A 22697-nucleotide genomic window follows, 5' to 3' on the forward strand; every position below is an offset into this window, starting at 1 on the left:
CCGAGTATCCGAAACGGCTTCAGGGAGTTTCGAGTTCGTTGTCGAGCAGGTCGAAGAGTTCGTCGTCGCTGGCCTCCCGCACGCTGGCGCCGTCCGGCCCGTCGTCGGGCTCCGTGCCGCCCTGGCCGCCCCAGCGGGCGAGCAGCGTGTGCAGGCGGGCGGTGACCTCGCCGCGCAGCGTCTCCTCGGCGGCGAGGGCGGCGAGGATGGCCTCCGCCTTGTCCAGTTCGCCCAGCGCGTCCCGGGTGGAGACCGTGGCGCCCTCGCCGAGCTGCCCGGCCAGGTGGCCGGCGAGCGCGAGCGGCGTGGGGTGGTCGAAGACCACCGCGGCTGGCAGCCGCAGGCCGGTGGCGGCGCCGATCCGGTTGCGCAGCTCGACGGCGGTCAGGGAGTCGAAGCCCACGTCGCGGAAGGCCCGTTCGGGCTCCACGGCCTGCGCCGAGGCGTGCCCGAGCACGGTCGCGGCGTGCGTGCGCACCAGGTCCAGTAGCAGCCGTTCGCGCTCCGCGCGCGGCGCGCCGGACAGCTTCCGCAGCAGGGCGTCAGCGCCGGACGCCTGCTCGGCGGCGCCGGCCGCGCTCCGGCGGGCCGGGGCGCGCACCAGGCCGCGCAGCAGCGGCGGTACGTCGGCGCCGCCGCCCGCGCGCGAGGCCAGGCCCGCCAGGTCGAGTCGGATCGGCACCAGCAGCGGCTCGTCGGCGGCGAGCGCCGCGTCGAACAGCCGCAGGCCGTCGGCGGGTGTCAGGGCCAGCGCCCCGGAGCGCCCGACGCGGGCCAGGTCCGCCTGGTCCAGGTGTTCGGTCATGGCGCTGGCCTGGTCCCACAGGCCCCAGGCCAGCGAGGCGGCGGGCAGCCCGAGGTCGTCCCTGCGGTGCCGGGCGAGCGCGTCGAGGTAGGCGTTGGCCGCGGCGTAGTTGGCCTGCCCCGGGGTGCCGAAGAGGCCGGAGGCGGAGGAGAAGAGGACGAACGCGGCCAGGTCGTGCCCGGCGGTCAGCTCGTGCAGGTTGCGGGCCGCGTCCACCTTGGGCCGCAGCACCCGCTCGACCTGCTCCTCGGTGAGCGAGGCGGCCAGCGCGTCGTCCACGACGCCGGCCACGTGCACGACGGCGGTCAGCGGCCGGTCGGCCGGGATCGCGTCGATGACGGCGGCCAGCGCGTCCCGGTCGGCCGCGTCGCAGGCCACCAACTCCGGCTCCGCGCCCGCCTCGCGCAACTCGGCGAGCAGTTCCTCCGCCCCGTCGGCGGCCGAACCGCGCCGGCTGGTCAGCAGCAGGTGCCGTACGCCGTGCTCCGTCGCCAGGTGCCGGGCGACCAGCCGGCCCAGGCCGCCGGTGGCGCCGGTGAGCAGCACCGTGCCGGGCTCGTCCCAGCGGCGGGGCATGGTCAACGCGACCTTGCCGACGTGCTTGGCCTGGCTGACGAAGCGGAACGCCTCCGGCGCGCGGCGCACGTCCCAGGAGCGCACCGGCAGCGGCGACAGCTCGCCGCGCGCCAGCAGGCCGACCACCTCGGTGAGCATGGCACCCAGGCGGTCCGGGCCGGCCTCGATGACGTCGAACGTCTGGTAGCGCACGCCGGGGTGACCGGCGGCGACGTCGGCGGGTTCGCGGATGTCGGTCTTGCCCATCTCCAGGAAGTGCCCACCGCGCGGCAGGAGGGCCAGCGAGGCGTCCACGTACTCCCCCGCCAACGAGTTGAGCACCACATCCACACCACGACCCCCGGTCACGGCCAGGAACCGGTCCCGGAACTCCAACGAACGCGAGGACGCGATGTGGTCATCGGCCACCCCGAGCCCACGCAACACCTCCCACTTGGGCTCACTCGCCGTCGCGAACACCTCGGCACCACGCAACTTCGCCAACTGCACCGCCGCCATCCCCACACCACCGGCCGCCGCGTGCACCAACACCGCATCACCCGGACCCACACCGGCCAGGTCCACCAGCCCCATCCACGCCGTCAGGAACACCACCGGAACGGTGGCGCCCTGCTCGTACGACCAGCCGACGGGCAACGGGGCCAACAGGCGGTGGTCGGTGACGGCCTGCGGGCCGAAGGCGCGCGGCACGATGCCCAGCACCCGGTCGCCGGGCGCGAGGTCGGGTACGCCGTCGCCCACGGCGAGCACGACACCGGCCGCCTCGTCGCCGAGGAAGGGCGTGGCCTCGCCCGGGTACATGCCGAGCGCGATCAGCGCGTCCCGGAAGTTCATGCCGGCGGCGCGCACGGCGATCCGCACCTGTCCGGGCGCGAGCGGCTCGGCCACCTCGGGGCGCGGCAGCAGGGCCAGGTTCTCCAGGGTGCCGGCCGCCGTGAAGTCGAGGTGCCAGGGCCCGTCGGCGGGCGGGGTGAGCCGCCCGTCCGCGCCGGCCCGGGCCAGCCGGGGCACCCACACCTCGCCACCGCGCACCCGCACGTGCGGCTCGGCGCCGCTCAGCGCGGCCTCGGGCAGGGCGGGTTCGAGGGCGTCGGCCTCGGCGGCGCCGCTGGCACCGTCGGGCTCGGCCCCGCGCTCCGTTGCTCCCTGCGCCGTCGCCCCGTGCCCCGGCGCCCCGTCGGGCAGTGGCTCCAGCTCCACCAGCAGGAAGCGGTCCGGGTGCTCCGCCTGTACGGAGCGGACCAGGCCCGCGACGGCGGCGTGGGCGAGGCGGTCGGCGCGGACCACGAAGGCGAGCCGGACGGCGGCCAGCCGTTCGTCGGCCAGCCAGGCCCGCACCAGCTCCAGGGCCCCGGCCACCTGAGCCCGTACGTCATCGGATTCCGGCGCCCGCCAGAGCGCCACGTCGGGCAGCTCGTCACCGAGCCCGGCCAGCGCGGCGAGCGCGCCCGGCGCCCCGTCGCCCGCACCGTCCCGGCCGTCGCCCAGCGGGGCCACCCGGACCGCGCCGGGGGCGAGCGCGTCGGCGGGCGCCGGCACCCACTCCACGCGGAACAGGGCGTCCCGGGTGGCGTCGTCCGTGGCGGCGCGCAGTTGCTCGGGGGTGACGGGGCGGGTGGCCAGCGTCTGGACGGCGGCCAGCGGCGCGCCGGCGGCGTCCGCCAGCTCGACGCCGAGCGCGCCGTCGCCCACGGGCGTCAGCCGCACCCGCGCGGCGCCGGCCCCGGAGGCGTACAGCTCGACGCCCGACCAAGCGAACGGCAGCCGCAGCGTCGCGCCGGGCCCGTCCAGCGTGTCGACCAGCGCCCCGTGCAGGGCGGAGTCGAGCAGCGCCGGGTGCAGCCCGAACCGCTCGGCCTCGTGGTCGCCGCCGTCCGGCAGGGTGACCTCCGCGTACACCTCGTCGCCCCGCCGCCAGGCGGCCCGCAGTCCCTGGAACGGCGGCCCGTACGTCGAGCCGATGGTCGCCAACCGGTCGTAGAAGCCGGTCAGGTCCACCGGCTCCGCGCCGGGCGGCGGCCAGGCGGTGAGGTCGAAGGCGGCGGCGCCCGTGGCGGGCGCGGCGGTCAGCGTGCCGCTGGCGTGACAGGTCCACGGGGCGTCGTCGCCCGCCCCGTCGGCGCGGGAGTAGATCCGTACGGGGCGCGCCCCGTCGTCCGTCGGCTCGCCGACGGCGACCTGGAGCCGCACGCCGCCGTGTTCCGGCAGCACCAGCGGCGCCCGCAACGTCAGTTCCTCGACGCGCCCGCAACCGACCTCGTCGCCGGCGCGGACGGCCAGCTCCACGAAGGCCGTGCCGGGCAGCAACACCGCGCCGCCCACCGCGTGGCCGGCCAACCAGCCGTGCGTGCGCAGCGAGATCCGCCCCGTCAGCAGCACCCCGCCGCCGTCGGCGAGTTCGACCGTGGCGCCCAGCAGCGGGTGCTCGGCCGAGCCCTGGCCCAGCGCCGTGGTGTCGCCCGGCGCTCCGGCCGACGGCAGCCAGTAGCGCTCGTGCTGGAAGGCGTAGGTGGGCAGCTCGACGGTGCGCGCCGGCCCGATGAGCGCGTCCCACCGCACCCGCACGCCGTTGACGTGAGCCCGGCCCAGGGCCTCCACGGCGCACTGCGCCTCGGGCCGCTCCCGGTGCAGGAGGGCCGCGCAGCGCACCGGCGCGCCGTCCTCGCTCTCGTCCAGGCACTCCTGGGCCAGGGCCGTCAGCGTCCCGTCGGCCCCGACCTCAAGGAGGAAGTCCAGGTCCCCTGCGACCAGTTGGCGTACGGCGTCGTGGAACCGTACGGGCTCGCTGACGTGCCCCACCCAGTACTCCGGATCGCTCCAGTCACCATCGACCCGACCACCGGTGGTCACCACGCCAAGCGCCGGCTTGCCGAAGGTGAGCCCGGCGACCACCGCGCGGAACTCGTCCACCATCGGCGCCATCAACGGCGAGTGGAACGCGTGACTCACCCGCAGCCGCTTCACCCGGCGACCCAGGGCCCGGAACCGCTCCGCGACCGCTTCGACGACCGCCTCAGCCCCCGAGACCACCACCGACGAGGGCCCGTTGACCGCCGCGACACTCACCTGGTCCGTGTGGTCGGCCAGCGCTTCGGCCACCTCGGCCTCGGACGCCTGAACGGCCAACATCGCCCCACCAGCCGGCAACGCCTGCATCAACCGGCCACGCGCCACCACCAGTTGGCACGCGTCGCCCAGCGACAGCACCCCGGCGACATGCGCCGCCGCGATCTCGCCCACCGAGTGGCCGGCGACGCGCTCCGGGACCACGCCCCACGACTCCACGAGCCGGAACAGCGCCACCTCGAAGGCGAACAGGGCCGGCTGCGCGTACTCGGTACGCTCCAACACCGCCGCGTCCTCACCCCACACCACCTCACCCAACGGACGCGGCAGCGCACCGTCCAACTCCGCCACCACCGCGTCCCACGCCTGCGCGAAGGCCGGGAACGCGGCGTGCAGCTCGCGCCCCATACCCAGGCGCTGGCTGCCCTGACCGCCGAACAGCAGCGCCGTCCTGCGGGCGCCACCGGCGCGGACGGCGCCGCGCACGGCGCCGGGGGCCTCGGTGTCGGCGGCGAGCGCCGCCAGGGCGTCGAGCAGGCCCGTGCGGTCGCTGGCGGCGACGACGGCGCGGTGGTCGAAGCGGGTGCGGGTGTGCAGCAGCGAGGCGGCGATGTCTGCGTCCGCGAGGTCGGGGCGGGCGGCGGCGAAATCGCGCAGCCGCTCCGCCTGGCCGCGCAGCGCCAGCGGGCTACGGGCCGAGATGACCCACGGGACGACGGGGGACGGTGCGCCGCCGGCCGCGCCGGGCGCGTGCTCCGTGCCCGGCTCCGTGCCCGGCGCCGTGGTGCCCGGCCGGGCGTCCGCCTCCGAGGGGGCCTCGATGATCACGTGGGTGTTGGTGCCGCTGACGCCGAACGAGGAGACGGCGGCCCGGCGCGGCGCGTCGGTCTGCGGCCAGTCGCGCGCCTCGGTGAGCAGTTCCAGGCCGCCCTGGGCCCAGTCGACCTTCGGGGTCGGCTCGTCCACGTGCAGCGTCCTGGGAAGTCGCCCGTGCCGCATCGCCTGGACCATCTTGATGACGCCGCCGACGCCGGCCGCGGCCTGCGCGTGGCCGATGTTGGACTTGAGGGAGCCCAGCCACAGCGGGCGCCCGGGGGCGCGGTCCTTTCCGTACGTGGCGAGGAGGGCCTGTGCCTCGATCGGGTCGCCGAGGGTGGTGCCCGTGCCGTGCGCCTCCACGGCGTCCACGTCCGCCGCCGCGAGCCCGGCGTCCGCCAGCGCCTGGCGGATGACGCGCTGCTGCGCCGGGCCGTTGGGGGCGGTCAGGCCGCTGGAAGCGCCGTCCTGGTTGACGGCGGTGCCACGGATGACGGCCAGCACGCGGCGGCCGTTGCGCCGCGCGTCGGAGAGCCGCTCCAGGAGCAGCATGCCCGAGCCCTCGGACCAGCCGGTGCCGTCGGCGGCCGCGGCGAAGGACTTGCACCGCCCGTCGTGCGACAGCCCGCGCTGGCGGCTGAACTCGACGTACACCTCGGGCGTCGCGAGCACCGTCACGCCGCCCGCGAGGGCGAGCGAGCACTCGCCACGGCGCAGCGACTGGGCCGCGAGATGCACGGCCACCAGGGACGAGGAGCAGGCGGTGTCCAGTGTGACGGCCGGGCCTTCGAGGCCGAGGGTGTAGGCGATCCGGCCGGAGAGCACGCTGCCCGCGTTGCCGATGCCGACGAACCCCTCGACGTCCCGGGGCACTTCGCCGATGGCCGCCCCGTAGTCGTGGTACATGATCCCGGCGTAGACGCCGGTCGGTGTGCCGGCCAGCGTCGTGGGGTCGATGCCGCCGCGCTCGACGGCCTCCCACGCGGTCTCCAGGAGCACCCGCTGCTGCGGGTCCATGGCAAGGGCCTCGCGGGGCGAGATGCCGAAGAAGCCGGCGTCGAACTGGTCGGCCCCGTCCAGGAAGCCGCCCTCGTCGACGTAGCTCCTGCCGCTGGCGTCCGGGTCCTGGTCGAACAGCTTCTCCAGGTCCCAGCCACGGTCGGTGGGGAAGGCCGACACCGCGTCGGTGCCGCTGGCGACGAGGTCCCACAGGTCCTCCGGGCCGCGCACGCCGCCCGGGTAGCGGCAGGCCATGCCGACGATCGCGATGGGCTCGGTGGCGCGCGCGGCGGCCTCCGCCTTCTCGCGGCGCAGCCGCTCGACCTCCTTGAGCGAGCTGCGCAGGGCACCGACGAGTTCGTCCGTGGACGTCTTGTTACTCACAGTTCGTTCTCCTGGGCCTTGCGGAGGAGGGCCTCCACGTCCATGTCGTCGATGTCGCCCGCCGCGTCGTCGGACTCGGCGGCACTGTTCGCGCCGGTGGCGGGCGCGGTGCCGTGCTCGGCGAGGCCGGCGAGCCGCAGCAGGTCGTCCATGACGCCGAGTTCGCTCAGCCGCTCCAGCGGGATGGTGGCCAGCGCCCGCCGCACCTGGTCCTCGGCGACCCCGTCGGGCAGACCGCCGGTCGGGGTGGCGGCGCCGTCCGGGGCCAGCTCGGCGAGGGTGTACCGGGCCAGGGCGGCCGGCGTCGGGTAGTCGAAGACGAGCGTGGCCGGCAGCCGCAGGCCGAGTTCGGCCGTGAGCCGGTTGCGCAGTTCGACCGCCATCAGCGAGTCCAGGCCCTGCTCGAGGAAGCCGGTGTCGGCCTCGACGGCGCGCGGCGTGCCGTGCCCGAGGACGGTGGCCACGTGCTCGCGCACCAGGTCGAGCAGGAGTTGCTCGCGCTCCTCGACCGGGGTCCGGGCGATCCGCCGCGACCACGGCTCGGCCGCGCCGGCCGCGTCGCCGCCCGCGCCGCCCGGCTGGGCGTCGCGTCGGGCGGGCGCCCGTACCAGGCCGCGCAGCAGCGGCGGCACCGGCTCCGTCGCGGCCCGCGACCGCAGCCCGGCCAGGTCCAGCCGTACGGGCGCGAGCAGCGCCTCGTCGGTGATCAGGGCCGCGTCGAGGAGGGCCAGGCTCTGGTCGGTGGGCATGGCCACGACGCCGGCCCGGCTGCCCCGTGCCAGGTCGCCACGGCCCAGGCCGCCGGTCATGCCGCTGGCCTGCTCCCACAGGCCCCAGGCCAGCGAGACGGCGTGCTCGCCGGTGGCGCGGCGGTGGTGGGCGAGGGCGTCCAGGAAGGTGTTGGCCGCCGCGTAGTTGGCCTGCCCGGCGCCGCCGATGAGGCCGCTGACCGAGGAGAAGAGCACGAACGCGGTCAGCCCCGAGCCCGCCGTGAGCCGGTGCAGGTGTTCGGCCGCGTCCGCCTTCGGGCGCAGCACGCGGGCGAGTTGGTCGGCGGTGAGCGAGGTGAGGACGCCGTCCTCGATGACGCCCGCGGTGTGGATGACGGCGGTCAGCGGGTGCTGGGCCGGGATGCTGTCCAGCACCGTGGCCAGCGCCCCGCCGTCGGCGGTGTCGCAGGCGATCAGGGCGACGTCGGCGCCGGCCTCGCGCAGCTCGGCCGCCAGCTCCGTGGCCCCGTCGGCTGCCGGGCCGCGCCGGCTGACCAGGGCGAGGTGGCGTACGCCGTGCGCGGCCACCAGGTGCCGGGCGACCAGGGCGCCGAGGGTGCCGGTGCCGCCGGTGACGAGCACCGTGCCGTTCGGGTCGAGCCGGCGCCCCGGCGCGGCCCCGTCGGAACCCGTGGCCGCGTCGGCCGTGGCGGCGTGCCGGGTCAGGCGCGGGGCGAGGACCTGGCCGTCGCGCAGGGCGAGTTGGGGCTCGCCGCAGCCGACGGCCGCGGGCAGCGCGGCCCGGGAGGCCGCCGCGCCGTCCAGGTCCACCAGGGCGAACCGGCCGGGGTGCTCGGTCTGCGCCGCGCGCAGCAGGCCCCACAGCGGGGCCGCCGCCAGGTCGGCCGGGTGCTCGTCGCCGGCCGCGACGGCGCCCGAGGTGACCAGGACCAGGCGCGAGTCGGCCCAGTTCTCGTCGGCCAACCACGCCCGCACGTCGGCCAGGACCCGGGCGGTCAACCGGTGCGCGGCGGCGGCCACCGGCGCGCCCTGCGCGCCCCGTGCCCCGTTACGCGCGGGCTCCGCGGCGTCCGCGCCCCGTGCCCCGTACTCCGCCTCGGCCAGGGCCCGTTCGCCCGTCACGCCCAGCACGACCGTGTCCGGGACGGCGCCGCCGTCCGCGACGGCCGCTCGCAGGGCGGCCAGGTCGGCGTAGCCGCACGGGTCGACGCCGGCCTCGGCCAGGGCCCGGACCAGGCCCAGCTCGTCGGCGCCGAGCACGGCCCACTGCTTGGCGGGCACGGCGCCGGGCAGGGCGCTCGTACGGGCCCACTCGACCCGGTAGAGCGCGTCCCCCGCGCCGCCGCGCGCCGCGCTGAGCTGGGCCGCGGACACGGGCCGGGTGGCCAGCGCCACCACCGACGCGACCGGGCGGCCGGCGCCGTCGGCCAGCTCCACGGCGAGCGTGTCGCCCGCGCCCGGCGCGAGCCGTACCCGCACCGTGCTGGCGCCCGGCGCGTACAGCCGCACCCCGCTCCAGGAGAACGGGAGCCGCACCTGGTCCCGGCCGCCGTCGAGCGGGCCGAGCAGGGCGCCGTGCAGCGCGGCGTCGAGCAGCGCGGGGTGCAGGCCGTACCCGCCCGGGGCGCCGTCGGCGCCCTCGGGGAGGGTGACCTCGGCGTAGACCTCGGTGCCGCGCCGCCAGGCGGCGCGCAGGCCCTGGAAGGCGGGCCCGTACGCGTAGCCGGCGTCGGCGAGCCAGGCGTAGAACCCGGAGACGTCCACCACGTCGGCGCCGGGCGGCGGCCAGGCCGCCGGGGCGCCGTCCTGGTCGGCGCGGAAGCCCGTGGCCGGGCCAGCGTCGTCGGCCGGGGTGAGGGCGCCGGTCGCGTGGCGGGTCCAGGGCGCGTCGGTGGCGTCGGCGGGGCGCGAGTAGACGTGTACGGGCCGCGTGCCCGCACCGTCCGGCTCCTCGACCACGACCTGTGTGCGCACCACCGCGTCGACGGGCAGCAACAGGGGCTCACGCAGGGTCAGTTCGTCGAGCTGCGCGCAGCCGACCTCCGCGCCGGCGCGCAGCGCCAGCTCCACGAAGGCCGTGCCGGGCAGCAGCACCACACCGCCCACCGCGTGGTCGGCCAGCCAGGGGTGGCTGGCCAGCGACAGGCTGCCCGTGCACACCAGGCCCCGCCCGTCGGCGAGCGGCACGGCCGCGCCGAGCAGCGGGTGGTCGGCGGCCGCGATGCCGGCTGCGGCGAGGTCCGCCCGGCTGCCGGTGGCCGAGTGCAGCCAGTAGTGCTCGCGCTGGAAGGCGTAGGTGGGCAGCGGTACGGCCTCGCCGGCGGGCAGCAGCCGGGTCCACGGCACGGCCGCCCCGTACGCGTACAGGTGTCCCAGGGCGGCGACGGCGGCCCGCGGCTCGGGCCGGTCCTTGCGCAGCGTGGGCACCAGGGCCACGTCCGACGCGTCGGCCAGGCACTCTTGCGCCAGGGCGGTGAGCGTGCCGTCCGCGCCCACCTCCAGGACGCGCGCCACGCCGAGGTCCGCCAACTCCCGTACCGCGTCCGCGAAGCGCACGGGCTCGCGGACGTGCCGCACCCAGTACTCCGGGTCGCTCCAGTCGCCGTCGCTCCGGCCGCCCGTCGTGACCACGCCGAGCGTGGGCGCGGCGTACGACAGCTCGGCCAGGACGGCGCGGAAGTCCGCCACCACCGGCTCCATGAGCGGCGAGTGGAAGGCGTGGCTGACCCGCAGCCGCCTGACCCGCCGGCCGGCGGCCTCGAAGTGCTCCGCGACCGCGTCGACCGCCGACTCGGCGCCGGAGATCACCACCGAAGCGGGGCCGTTGACGGCGGCGACGCTGGCCTGGTCGGCGTGGTCGGCCAGCGCCTCGGCGGCCTCGGCCTCGCTCGCTCGGACGGCCAGCATCGCGCCGCCGGCGGGCAGCGCCTGCATCAGGCGGCCCCGGGCCGCGACCAGTCGGCACGCGTCGGCCAGCGAGAGCACGCCGGCCACGTGCGCGGCCGCGATCTCGCCGACCGAGTGGCCGATCACGATGTCGGGCACCACGCCCCAGGACTCCAGCAGCCGGAACAGCGCCACCTCCAGGGCGAACAGCGCCGGCTGCGCGTACTCGGTGCGCTCCAGCTCCGCCGCGTCCTCGCCCCACACCACGTCGCCGAGCGGGCGCGGCAGCGCCCCGTCCAGCTCGGCGGCGACCGCGTCCCAGGCGGCGGCGAAGGCGGGGAAGGCGGCGTGCAGCGCGCGCCCCATGCCCAGCCGCTGGCTGCCCTGGCCGCCGAAGGCGACGGCGGTGCGGCCCGTGGTGGCCTGGCCGGTGGGCGCGGCGGGAGAGGCCGTGCCGGCGGCCAGGTCGGTCAGCGCGGCGGTCAGCTCCGCGCGGGTCGCGCCGAGCACCACCGCCCGGTGGTCGAAGACGGCACGACCGCGCACCAGGGACGCGGCGATGTCGGCGTCCGCGAGGTCGGGGTGGGCCTCGGCGAAGTCGCGCAGCCGCTCCGCCTGGCCGCGCAGCGCCCGCGGGCTCCGCGCCGAGAGCACCCACGGGACGAGTTCGCCCAGGGCCTGCCCTGCGGGCTCCAAGGTGGCGGCCGGCTCCGTGCCGGTCGGCGCCTCGGCTTCCCGCAGTGCGGGCGTGGCCTCGGGTGCCGCCTCTTCGAGGATCAGGTGCGCGTTGGTGCCGCTGATGCCGAAGGCGGAGACGGCGGCCCGGCGCGGGGCCCCGGTCCTTGGCCACGGGCGGGCCTGGTTGAGCAGGCGTACGGCGCCCGCGTCCCAGTCCACCTCGGGGCTGGGCTCGTCCGCGTGCAGGGTCCTGGGCAGCACGCCCTCGCGCATCGCGAGGACCGTCTTGATGACGCCGGCGATACCGGCCGCGGCCTGGGTGTGCCCGATGTTGGACTTGAGCGAGCTGAGCCACAGCGGCTCCTCGCCCGAGCGCTGCTGCCCGTACGTGGCCAGCAGCGCCTGCGCCTCGATCGGGTCACCCAGCGTCGTGCCCGTACCGTGCGCCTCCACCGCGTCCACGTCGCGGGCCGCCAGACCCGCGTTGGCCAGCGCCTGCCGGATGACGCGCTCCTGCGAGGGGCCGTTGGGGGCGCTGAGGCCGTTGCTGGCGCCGTCCTGGTTGGTGGCGGAGCCACGGATGACGGCGAGCACGGGGTGGCCGTTGCGGCGGGCGTCGGAGAGCCGCTCGACCAGGACCATGCCGGCGCCCTCGGACATCCCGATGCCGGCCGCGTCGGCGGCGAACGCCCGGCAGCGGCCGTCGCGGGCCAGGCCGCGCTGGCGGCTGAACCCGATCAGCGGCTGCGGCGTGGACATCACGGTCACGCCTCCGGCCAGGGCCATGGTGCACTCGCCGTTCCGTACCGCCGCCGCTGCCAGGTGCAGCGCCACCAGCGAGGAGGAGCAGGCGGTGTCCACGGTGACGGCCGGGCCCTCAAGGCCGAAGGTGTAGGCGACGCGGCCGGAGACGACGCTGTTGTGGCCGCCGGTCAGCAGGTGGCCCTCGTAGCCGTCGGGGACGCGGCCCACGCCGGCCCGGTAGTCGGAGGGGTTGGCGCCGACGAACGTGCCGGTCATGGAGCCCTTGAGGGCGTGCGGGTCGATGCCCGCCCGCTCCATGGCCTCCCACGCGGTCTCCAGCATCAGCCGCTGCTGCGGGTCCATGGCGCGCGCCTCGCGCGGCGACACGCCGAAGAAACCGGCGTCGAACTCCGCGGCCTCGTACAGGAACCCGCCCTCGCGGGCGTAGACGGTGCCCTCCCGCGCGGGGTCCGGGTCGTACAGGTTGGCCAGGTCCCAGCCCCGGTCGGTGGGGAAACCGGAGATGGCGTCCACCTCGTCGGTCACCAACCGCCACAGCTCCTCGGGCGAGTTGGCGCCGCCCGGGTAGCGGCAGGCCATCGAGACGATGACGACCGGGTCGTCGTCGTCGGCGGCGGAGGCCGCGGCGGGCACGGCGGCCGGCGCGGGCGCCGTGGCGGCGCCCGGCGCCTCGGTGGCCTCGTCGGCGAACAGCCGGGTGGCCAGGTAGCCGGCCAGGTCGAACGGCGACGGGTAGTCGAAGATCACCGTGGCGGGCAGCCGCAGCCCGGTGGCCGCGTTCAGCCGGTTGCGCAGGTCCACGGCGGTCAGCGAGTCGAAGCCGATGTCGCGGAAGGCGCGACCGGGTTCGACGCGCGCCCCCGACGCGTGCCCGAGCACGGCCGCGGCCTGCGCGCGCACCACGTCGGAAAGCTCCGCGACCCGCTCGTCCTCGCCCAGCTCCGCCAGCTTGCGGTGGAGCGCCGAGGTGTCGGCGTCGTCCGCGTCCCGCGCGGCGGCCTCCAACTGGCGGCGCGCCTCCGGGATCTCGCCGAGCAGCTTGCTGGGCCGGTAGGAGGTGAAGATGGTGGTGAAGCGTTCCCAGTCGATGTCGGCGATGGCCAGAGACGTCTCGTCGTGCTCCAGCGCCTGCCGCAGCGCGTCGCAGGCCGTGTCCGGCTCCAGCATCGGCAGGCCCTGCGCGCCGACCCGGTCGCTCAGCTCCTTGCGCTGCTCGGCGGCGCGCTCGTCCCAGTCGTGGAAGGCGTCCCAGATGCCCCAGGCCACCGAGGTGGCGGGCAGCCCCTGGGCGCGCCGCTGTTCGGCCAGCGCGTCCTGGTGGGCGTTGGCGGCGGCGTACGCGGCGTGGTCGCCACTGCCCCAGAAGCCGGCGATGGAGGAGAAGAACACGAACGCGTCCAGCTCCTCGCCCGCGAGCAGCTCGTGCAGGTGCTCGGAGCCGCCGACCTTGGCCGCGTACACGTCGTGGAAGTGCGCGGGGCTGGCCGACTCGATGGGGCTGAGGTCGGCGACGACGGCGGCGTGCATGACGGAGCGGATCGGCCGGCCCTCGGCCTTGAGCCGCTCGATGAGGGCGGCGACCGCGTCCCGGTCGGCGATGTCGCAGCCGACGACGGTGCCGCGCGCGCCCAGTTCGGCCAGCTCGGCCTCCAACTCGGCGGCGCCGGGCGCCTGCCGGCCGCGGCGGCTGGTGAGCACCAGGTCCTTGGCCCCGTTGCGGGCCAGCCAGCGGGCGAAGCACGCGCCGAGCGCGCCGGTGCCGCCGGTGATGAGCACGGTGCCGGCGTCGGGGCGCCAGGTGCGGGTGGGTCGGGCGGCGCCGAGCGGGGCGCGCACCATGCGGCGGGCGAGGGTGCCGGTGGCGCGCAGCGCGAGCTGGTCCTCGCCGGAGGGGTCCGCCAGGATGCCGGCCAGCCTGCGCAGCGTCCGCTCGTCCACGGCGGGTACGGGCACGGCCGGCGCGGCCCCGCCCCGCGACGGGGCGGCCTGTCCGGGGGCGGCCGGTGGCGTGCCCGTGGGGATGGGCAGGTCCACCAGGCCGCCCCAACGGCGCGGGTACTCAAGGGCCGCGACCCGGCCAAGGCCCCAGATCTGGGACTGCGCCAGGCTGGCCGGGGCGTCGGCGGGCCCGGTGGACACGCCGCCCTGAGTCAGGCACCACACCGGGGCCGCCACGTCCAGCGTGCCGAGCACCTGGAGCAGCGCGAGCGTGCCGGCGACGCCGTTCGGCAGCGACGGGTAGGTGGCGTGCGGGGACTCGTCGAAGGCCCACAGGGACAGCACGCCGCCGGGCGCCGGGTGCTCGGCCAGCAGCGCGCGCACCCGCTCCGTCAGCCGCTCGGGCTCGGCGTCGGCGCTGGTCACGGTCAACGGGGCGAGGTGGGCGCCCCGTTCGGCCAGGAAGCGGGTCAGCGACTCGGTCAGCTCGGTGTCGGCGTGCGCGGCCGGGACCACGAGCAGCCAGGTGCCGGACAGGACGGGCACGGCCGTGCCGGACACCGGCTGCCAGTCGATGGCGTACCGCCAGGAGTCGATGACGGAGCGCTCGCGGCGCTGCCGCCGCCAGGAGGACAGGGCGGGCAGCACCGCGCCCAGCTCGTCCCCGTCGCCGGCCACGCCGAGCGTCGCCGTCAGCTCCGCCAGGTCCCCGCGCTCGACGGCGGCCCAGAACGCCGCCTCCACCTCGTCGACCGCCCCATCCCTCTCGTCCGCGTCGGGCGCGGCGTCCTGGAGCCAGTAGCGCTCGCGCTGGAAGGCGTAGGTGGGCAGGTCCACCACGCGGGCGCCGGGGAACGCCGGGGCCCAGTCGACCGTCGCGCCGGCCACCTGGGCCTCAGCGAGCGAGGCCAGGAAGCGGTCCTGGCCGCCCTCGCCACGGCGCAGCGAGCCGACGGCCACGACCTCGGCGCCGTCGGCCCCGGCGCGCTCGGCGGTCTCGCCGACGGCCATGGTCAGCACCGGGTGCGCGCTGCACTCCACGAACAGGCGGTGCCCGTCCGCGATGAGCACGCCCGTGGTGCGCTCGAACTCCACGCTCCGGCTCAGGTTGCGCACCCAGTACGCGGCGTCGAGCCCGGCCGTGTCCAGCGGCGCCCCGTCCACGGTCGAGTAGAACGGCACCTGGGCCGAGCGCGGCGCCACGCCGTCCAGGACGCGCAGCAACTCGTCCCGGACCGTCTCGACCTGCGGGGTGTGCGAGGCGTAGTCCACGGGGACGCGCTTGACCCGTACGCCATCGGCCTCGCACGCCGCCACCAGCTCGTCCAACGCCGCCGGCTCGCCCGCGACCACCGTGGCCGACGGGCCGTTGACCACGGCGACGGTGACCCGTTCGCCGTACGCCGCGACGCGGGCCTCGGCCTCGGCGCGCGGCAGCCCGAGCGAGACCATCCCGCCCTTGCCCGCCAGCTCCTGGCGGATCACCCGGGACCGCAGCGCGACCACGCGCGCCCCGTCCTCCAGCGTGAGCCCGCCGGCGACCACGGCCGCCGCGATCTCACCCTGCGAGTGACCCACCACCGCGGCCGGCTCCACGCCGTACGAACGCCACAGCTCGGCGAGGGAGACCATCACCGCCCACGAGATCGGCTGTACGACGTCCACGCGCTCCAGCGAGCCGTCCAGCTCGGCGGCGAAGTCCCAGTCGATGAACGGGGCGAGAGCCTGACCACAGCGGGCCATCGACTCCGCGAAGACCGGGGCCGAGGCCATCAACTCCCGCGCCATGCCCACCCACTGGGCGCCCTGGCCCGGGAAGACGAAGACGGGGCGCGGGGCCTCCTCGGCGGCCTGGCCACGGACGACGGTGGCCGTGCCGGAATCGGCGTCGGCGCCGTCCAGGGTGTCGCGCTCCAGGACAGCGAGGCCCCGCACCAGCGCGGCCCGGTCGTGGCCGATGACGGCGGCGCGGTGTTCCAGGCCCCAGCGGGTGGTGGCCAGGGACCAGCCGACGTCGGCCGGGCTGAGCGCCGGGTCGGCCTCGACGAACTGGCGCAGGCGCGCGGCCTGGGCGCGCAGCGCCTCGGGCGTCCGGGCCGACACCAGCCACGGCACCGGCCGCTCGTTCGCGGCATCGGACGGGACCACGGCGGGCCGGGGCGCGGCGGACGGGGCGGGCGGGGCGGCCTGTTCGAGCACCACGTGCGCGTTGGTGCCGCTGACGCCGAAGGAGGAGACGGCGGCCCGGCGCGGGCGGTCCGGGGCGGGCCAGGGGCGGGCCTCGGTGAGCAGTTCGACGGCGCCGGCCGACCAGTCGATGTGCGGCGACGGCTCGTCCACGTGCAGCGTCTTGGGCAGCGTGCCGTCGCGCATCGCCATCACCATCTTGATGACGCCACCGACGCCGGCCGCCGCCTGGGAGTGACCGATGTTGGACTTGAACGAGCCCAGCCACAGCGGCTCGTCGCCCGCCCGCTGCTGCCCGTACGTCGCGAGCAGCGCGTGCGCCTCGATCGGGTCGCCCAGGGTGGTGCCGGTGCCGTGCGCCTCGACGGCGTCCACGTCGGCCGCGGAGACCCCGGCGTTGGCCAGCGCCTGCCGGATGACGCGTTCCTGCGAGGGCCCGTTGGGGGCGGTGAGGCCGTTGCTGGCACCGTCCTGGTTGACGGCCGAGCCCCGTACCACCGCGAGCACCTGGTGCCCGTTCTTCCGCGCGTCGGACAGCCGCTCCACGAGCAGCACGCCCACGCCCTCGGACCAACCGGTGCCGTCGGCCGCCGCCGCGAACGACTTGCACCGACCGTCGGCCGCCAGCCCCTGCTGCCGGCTGAACTCGGTGAACACGCTCGGCGTGGACAGCACCGTCACGCCGCCCGCGAGCGCGAGTTCGCACTCGCCCCGGCGCAGCGACTCGACCGCCAGGTGCAGCGCGACCAGCGACGAGGAGCAGGCGGTGTCCACGGTGACGGCCGGGCCCTCAAGCCCGTAGGTGTAGGCGAGCCGGCCGGTGACGACGCTGCCCGCGGTGCCGGTGGTCAGATAGCCCTCGACGCCCTCGGGGTAGCGCGCGACGCGGCTGGCGTAGTCGTGGTACATCACGCCGGCGAAGACGCCCGTACGGCTGCCGCGCAGCGTGGCCGGGTCGATGCCGGCGCGCTCGAAGACCTCCCAGGAGGTCTCGAGCAGCAACCGCTGCTGCGGGTCCATGGCAAGGGCCTCGCGCGGCGAGATGCCGAAGAACTCCGCGTCGAACTCGGCCGCGTCGTAGAGGAACCCGCCCTCGCCCACGTACGTGGTGCCCGCGCGCTGGCCCTCCGGGTCGACCAGGCTCGCCACGTCCCAACCACGGTCGGCGGGGAAGCCGGAGACGGCGTCGGTGCCCTCGGTGACCAGGCGCCACAGGTCCTCGGGCGAGCGGATGTCGCCGGGATAGCGGCAGGCCATGGCGACGATGGCGATCGGCTCGTCGGAGGCGGCGGCCGACGCCGTCTCGGCGGCGTGCTCGGCCGCCCGGGCGCGGCCCGCGTCGGCGTCGAGCTTGCCGCGCAGGAAGCGGGCCAGCTCGGCGGGGGTCGGGTAGTCGAAGACGACGGTGGCGGGCAGCTTCACGCCGCTGGCGGCGCCGAGCCGGTTGCGCAGTTCGACGGCGGCCAGCGAGTCGAAGCCGTGCTCGCGGAAGGAGCGGGAGGCGCTGATCGCCCCGGCCGACGCGTGGCCGAGTACGGCGCCCGCGTGCTCGCGCACCAGGTCCGTCACGAGCCGCTGCGCGTCACCCTCGGAGAGCCCGGCCAACCGGCCGGCGAGCGCCGAACCACCGGACGAGCCGGCGACAGCGCCGGTCGCCGCGTTGCGCGCGGCCCGCCGCTGCGGCACCCGCACCAGGCCGCGCAGCAGCGCCGGCACGTCGTCACCGGCCGCCAGGAGTTCGCGCGGGGCGAGGCGGGCGGGGACCAGGAGCGCGCTGCCGGCGCCGGTGCTGTCGGAGTCGGGGGCGGCGGGGTCGACGGGGGCGGCGGAGAGGGCGAGGGCGGCGTCGAAGAGGGCGAGCCCGTCGGCGGAGGAGAGCTGGCCGACGCCGGTACGGGCCAGGCGGCGCACGTCGCCGCCGTCCAGGTGCCCCGTCATGCCGCTGGCCTCGGCCCAGAAGCCCCAGGCGAGCGAGGTCGCGGCGAGGCCGGCGGCACGACGGCGGGCGGCGAGCGCGTCCAGGTAGGCGTTGGCGGCGGCGTAGTTGGCCTGACCCGCGGTGCCGAGGACACCGGCGACGGAGGAGAACAGCACGAACGCGGCCAGGTCGAGCCCCGCCGTCAGCTCGTGCAGGTGCAGCGCGGCGTCCGCCTTGGGGCGCAGCACGTTCTCCAGTTGCGCCTCGCTCAGCGCGGCCACGATGCCGTCGTCGAGCACACCGGCGGTGTGCAGCACGGCGGTCAGCGGGTGCGCGGCGGGCATGCCGGCCAGCAGCGCGGCCAGCGCGTCCCGGTCGGCGACGTCGCAGGCCACCACGGTGGCCGTGGCGCCCAGCTCGGCCAACTCGGCCACGAGTTCGGCCGCGCCGGCGGCGTCCGGGCCGCGACGGCTGGTCAACAACAGGTGCCGGACGTCGTGCTCGGCGACCAGGTGGCGGGCGAACAGCGCGCCGAGCGTGCCGGTGCCACCGGTGATCAGCACGGTGCCGGTCGGGTCCAGCGGCCGGGCCGCCGGGGCGGGCGCCGGGCTGACCCGGGCCAACCGGGGCACGGCGAACTCTTCACCTCGTAGGGCGAGTTGGGGCTCGCCGGTGGCGAGCGCCTGGGCCAGCGCGGCGCGCACGGGGCCCGTGACGACGGTGTCCGCCAGCCCGGTCACGGTCGCGCTCCCGGCGAACCAGTCCGCGTCCGCCTCGATGAGCACGAACCGTCCGGGGTGCTCCGTCTGCGCGGAGCGCACCAGGCCCCACACCGCCGCGTGGGCGGCGTACCCGGCGCGGGTGACCAGGGCCAGTCGGGAGTCGGCGAACCGCTCGTCGGCGAGCCAGCCCCGGACCAGGCCGAGGGCCTCGTCGAGCGCGGCGCGCAGCTCGTCCCCGGAGCGCAGCACGGCCACCAGGGCGGACGGCGCCTGGCCCGGCGCGCCGTCCGGCGCGGGGCCGGTGGTGACGGCCGCCAGGTCGGGGGCGTCCGCGCCCAGCACCACGAGCCCGTCCGGGGCCTGCGTCTCCCCCGCGCCGGTGGCCACGGCCTCGCCGGCCGGCAGCGGGGTCCAGGCCACCCGGTACAGCGCGTCGTGCCCGGCCGCCGGCGGGCGGCCCAGCGCCTCGGGGGCGACGGGGCGCAGCGTCAGCGACTCGACGGTGGCCACCGGGGCGCCGGAGGCGTCGGCGAGGTGCAGGGCCACCGTGTCGGGGCCGGTCGCGGTCATCCGTACCCGCGCCGTCGCGGCGCCGGTGGCGTGCAGCGTCACCCCGCTCCAGGCGAACGGCAGCCGCACCGGCTGGTCAGCGGCGCCGATGGCGTCCAACAGCGCGGTGTGCACGGCGGCGTCCAGGAGCGCCGGGTGCAGCCCGAACTGGTCAGCTCCCTCGGCGGACTCCAACTCCACCTCGGCGTACAGGTCCGCGCCCTGCCGCCAGGCGGCGCGCAGCCCCTGGAAGGCCGGGCCGTAGGCGTAGCCGAGCCCGGCGAGCCCGGCGTACGTCGCGTCCAGGGGCACCGGTTCGGCGCCCGGCGGCGGCCAGGCCGCGAGCGTCTGGCCCGCGCCGGGGGCCAGCGGCGCCAACACGCCGGTGGCGTGCCGGGTCCACGCCCCGTCGGCTCCGTCCGCCCCGTCGGCACCGTCGGTCTCGCCGTGGGCGCGCGCGGCGCCGTGCGGCGTGGTCGCGGGCTCCGGCCGCGCGTACAGGTGCAGCGGGCGGTGGCCTTCACCGTCCGCGTCGCCGACCACCACCTGGACCTGCACGCCGCCGCGCGCGGGCAGCGGCAGCGGGGCCTCCAGGGTCAGTTCCTCGATCCGGCCGCAGCCCACCTCGTCGCCGGCCCGTACGGCGAGTTCGACGAAGGCCGTGCCCGGCAGCAGCACCGTGCCCGCGACGGCGTGGTCGGCCAGCCACGGGTGGCTGGTCAGCGCGATCCGGCCGGTGAGCAGCGCGCCGCCGCCGTCGGCCAGGCTGACCGCCGCGCCGAGCAGCGGGTGCCCGGCCGCCGCGAGCCCGATGGCCGCCGCGTCGCCACGGCCGGCCGAGCGGCGCAGCCAGTAGCGGCGGCGCTGGAAGGCGTAGGTGGGCAGCTCCACGGTGCGCGCGTCGCCCAGCAGCGCGGACCAGTCGATGCCCGCGCCCGCCGCGTACGCCTCGGCGGCCGACAGCAGGAACCGGTCGGGCCCGCCCTCGTCGCGGCGCAGCGACCCGACGGCCACCGCGTCGGCGCCGGCGTCCTCGGCGGTCTCGCCGAGCGCCATCGCGAGCACCGGGTGCGCGCTGCACTCGATGAACAGGCCGTGCCCGTCGGCCAGCAGGCGCCGGGTGACCTGCTCGAACTCGACGGTCTGGCGCAGGTTGCGCACCCAGTACGCGGCGTCGAGCCCGGCCGTGTCCAGCGGTTCGGCGGTCACGGTCGAGTAGAACGGCACCGTCGCGGACCTCGGCGCGAGCCCCGCCAGGGCGGCCAGCAACTCGTCGCGGACGGAGTCCACCTGCGGCGAGTGCGAGGCGTAGTCCACGGGAATGCGCTTGGCCCGCACCTCGTCGGCCTCGCACCCGGCCACCAGCTCGTCCAGCGCCGCCGGCTCGCCGGCCACCACCGTCGACGAGGCCCCGTTGACGGCGGCGACCGCGACCCGGCCCGCGTACGGGGCGATACGTTCCTCGGCCTGGGCGCGCGGCAGGCCCAGCGAGACCATGCCGCCCTGCCCTGCCAGGCGTTCGCCGATCACCTTGGAACGGAGCGCGACCACCCGCGCCCCGTCCTCGTACGACAGCGCACCGGCGACGACGGCGGCGGCGATCTCACCCTGCGAGTGACCCACCACGGCCGACGGCCGCACGCCGTAGGCGCGCCACAGCTCGGCGAGCGAGACCATCACGGCCCACGAGACCGGCTGCACCACGTCGACGCGGTCGAGCCCGGGGGCGTCGGCCTCGCCACGGACGACCGCGCGCAACGACCAGTCGGTGTGCGGGGCCAGCGCCCGCGCGCAGCGCTCCATCGACGCCGCGAAGGCCGGCGAGGACTCCCACAGTTCGCGGGCCATGCCGGCCCACTGGGCGCCCTGCCCGGGGAAGACGAAGACCGTCCGGACGCCCTTGCGGGCGGCGCCGGTGGCGACGGCGGGCGACGCCTGGCCGTGGCCGGCCGCGGCCAGGCCGTCCAGGAGTGCCTGCCGGTCGGCCGCGACGACCACGGCCCGCTGGTCCAGCTCGGCCCGGGTGCGGACCAGCGAGGCGGCCACGTCACGCGGCGCCAGCCCGGGGCGCTCGGTGAGGAAGGCGTGCAGCCGCAGCGCCTGCGCGCGCAGCGCGTCCGGGTTGGCTCCGGAGACCACCCAGGGCACCGCGCCGGCGGTGGTGCCGACGCCGCCGGCCCCGTCCTCCGTGGCCCCGTGCTCCGTTGCCCCGTCGCGCTCCGTGGCCCCGTGCGGCGCGGGCTCGGCGTCCGCCGGTTCGGGCTCGGGTGCCTGCTCCAGGATCACGTGCGCGTTGGTGCCACTGATCCCGAACGAGGAGACACCCGCCCGCCACGGCTCCACCTTCTCCGGCCACGGCCGCGCCTGGGTCAACAACGACACCGCACCCGCCGACCAGTCGATGTGCGGCGACGCCTCCTCCGCGTGCAACGTCCGGGGCAACACACCCGCCCGCAACGACATCACCGTCTTGATCACACCAGCCACCCCAGCCGCCGCCTGCGCGTGCCCGATGTTGGACTTCAGCGAGCCGAGCCAGACCGGTTCCGCGTCCGGCTGCCGCTGGCCGTAGGTGGCCATCAGGGCGTGCGTCTCGATGGGGTCGCCGAGCCGGGTGCCGGTGCCGTGCGCCTCGACGGCGTCCACGTCGCGGGCCTCAAGCCGGGCGTCGGCCAGCGCCTGCCGGATGACGCGCTCCTGCGCGAGGTCGTTGGGGGCGGTGAGGCCGTTGCTGGCGCCGTCCTGGTTCACGGCCGAACCGCGCACCACCGCCAGCACCTGGTGCCCGTTCCTCCGCGCGTCCGAAAGCCGCTCCACGACCAGGACGGCCACGCCCTCACCGACGCCGAACCCGTCCGCGTCGGCGGAGAACGCCTTGCTGCGGCCGTCGGCCGCCAGGCCGCGCTGCCGGCTGAGGTCCACGACCCAGTTGGGGCTGGCCATCACGGTGACGCCGCCGGCCAGCGCCATCGAGCACTCGCCACGGCGCAGCGACCGCACGGCCAGGTGCAGGGCGACCAGCGACGAGGAGCACGCGGTGTCCACGGTGACGGCCGGGCCCTCGAGGCCGAGCGTGTACGCGATGCGCCCGGACATGACGCTGGTGGTGGTGCCGACCATGAGGTAGCCCTCCAGGTCGGCCGCCTCCGGGTCGCCCACGCGCGGCGCGTAGTCCTGCGGGATCGCGCCGACGAAGACGCCGGTGTCCGCGCCGCGCAGGGACGCCGGGTTGACCCCGGCCCGTTCGAACGCCTCCCAGGAGGTCTCCAGGAGCAGTCGCTGCTGCGGGTCCATGGCAAGGGCCTCGCGCGGCGAGATGCCGAAGAACTCCGCGTCGAACTCGCCCGCGCCGCTGAGGAACCCGCCCGCGCGCACGTAGCTGGTGCCCGGGCCGCCCATCTCCGGGTCGTAGAGCGCCTCCAGGTCCCAGTCCCGGTCGGCGGGCAGCGGCTGGATCGCGTCCCCGCCGTCGGCGACCAGCTTCCACAGGTCCTCGGGGGACTCGATGCCGCCGGGGAAGCGACAGGCCATGCCGACGATGGCGATCGGCTCGTGGTCGCGACCCTCGATGCCCTGCAGGCGCTGCTTGGTCTGGCGCAGGTCGGTGGTGACGAGCTTCAGGTAGTCGCGGAGCTTGTCTTCGTTGGAGGTCATGGAGGTTGGGCTCCCGGCGCGAG

2 protein-coding genes are annotated in these 22697 nt (G+C 76.9%); both read right to left on the reverse strand.

What is annotated here, in order from left to right:
- Window positions 1-19: 19 nt before the first annotated feature.
- Window positions 20-6646: a type I polyketide synthase gene (locus OYE22_RS09155; RefSeq protein ID WP_277319944.1), complete on the reverse strand. Its 6627-nt coding sequence runs from the start codon at window positions 6644-6646 to the stop codon at window positions 20-22.
- Window positions 6643-22674, reverse strand: coding sequence for a type I polyketide synthase (locus OYE22_RS09160; protein ID WP_277319945.1), 16032 nt, complete (start codon window positions 22672-22674; stop codon window positions 6643-6645). The genes OYE22_RS09155 and OYE22_RS09160 overlap by 4 nt, the downstream gene beginning before the upstream one ends.
- Window positions 22675-22697 lie beyond the last annotated feature (23 nt).

The organism is Streptomyces sp. 71268 (genome assembly GCF_029392895.1).
Lineage (GTDB): Bacteria > Actinomycetota > Actinomycetes > Streptomycetales > Streptomycetaceae > Streptomyces.

What these genes read in the sequence shown, in the direction of transcription:
- OYE22_RS09160 (WP_277319945.1), bottom strand. Translation starts at nt 22,674, where the DNA reads ATGACCTCCAACGAAGACAAGCTCCGCGACTACCTGAAGCTCGTCACC.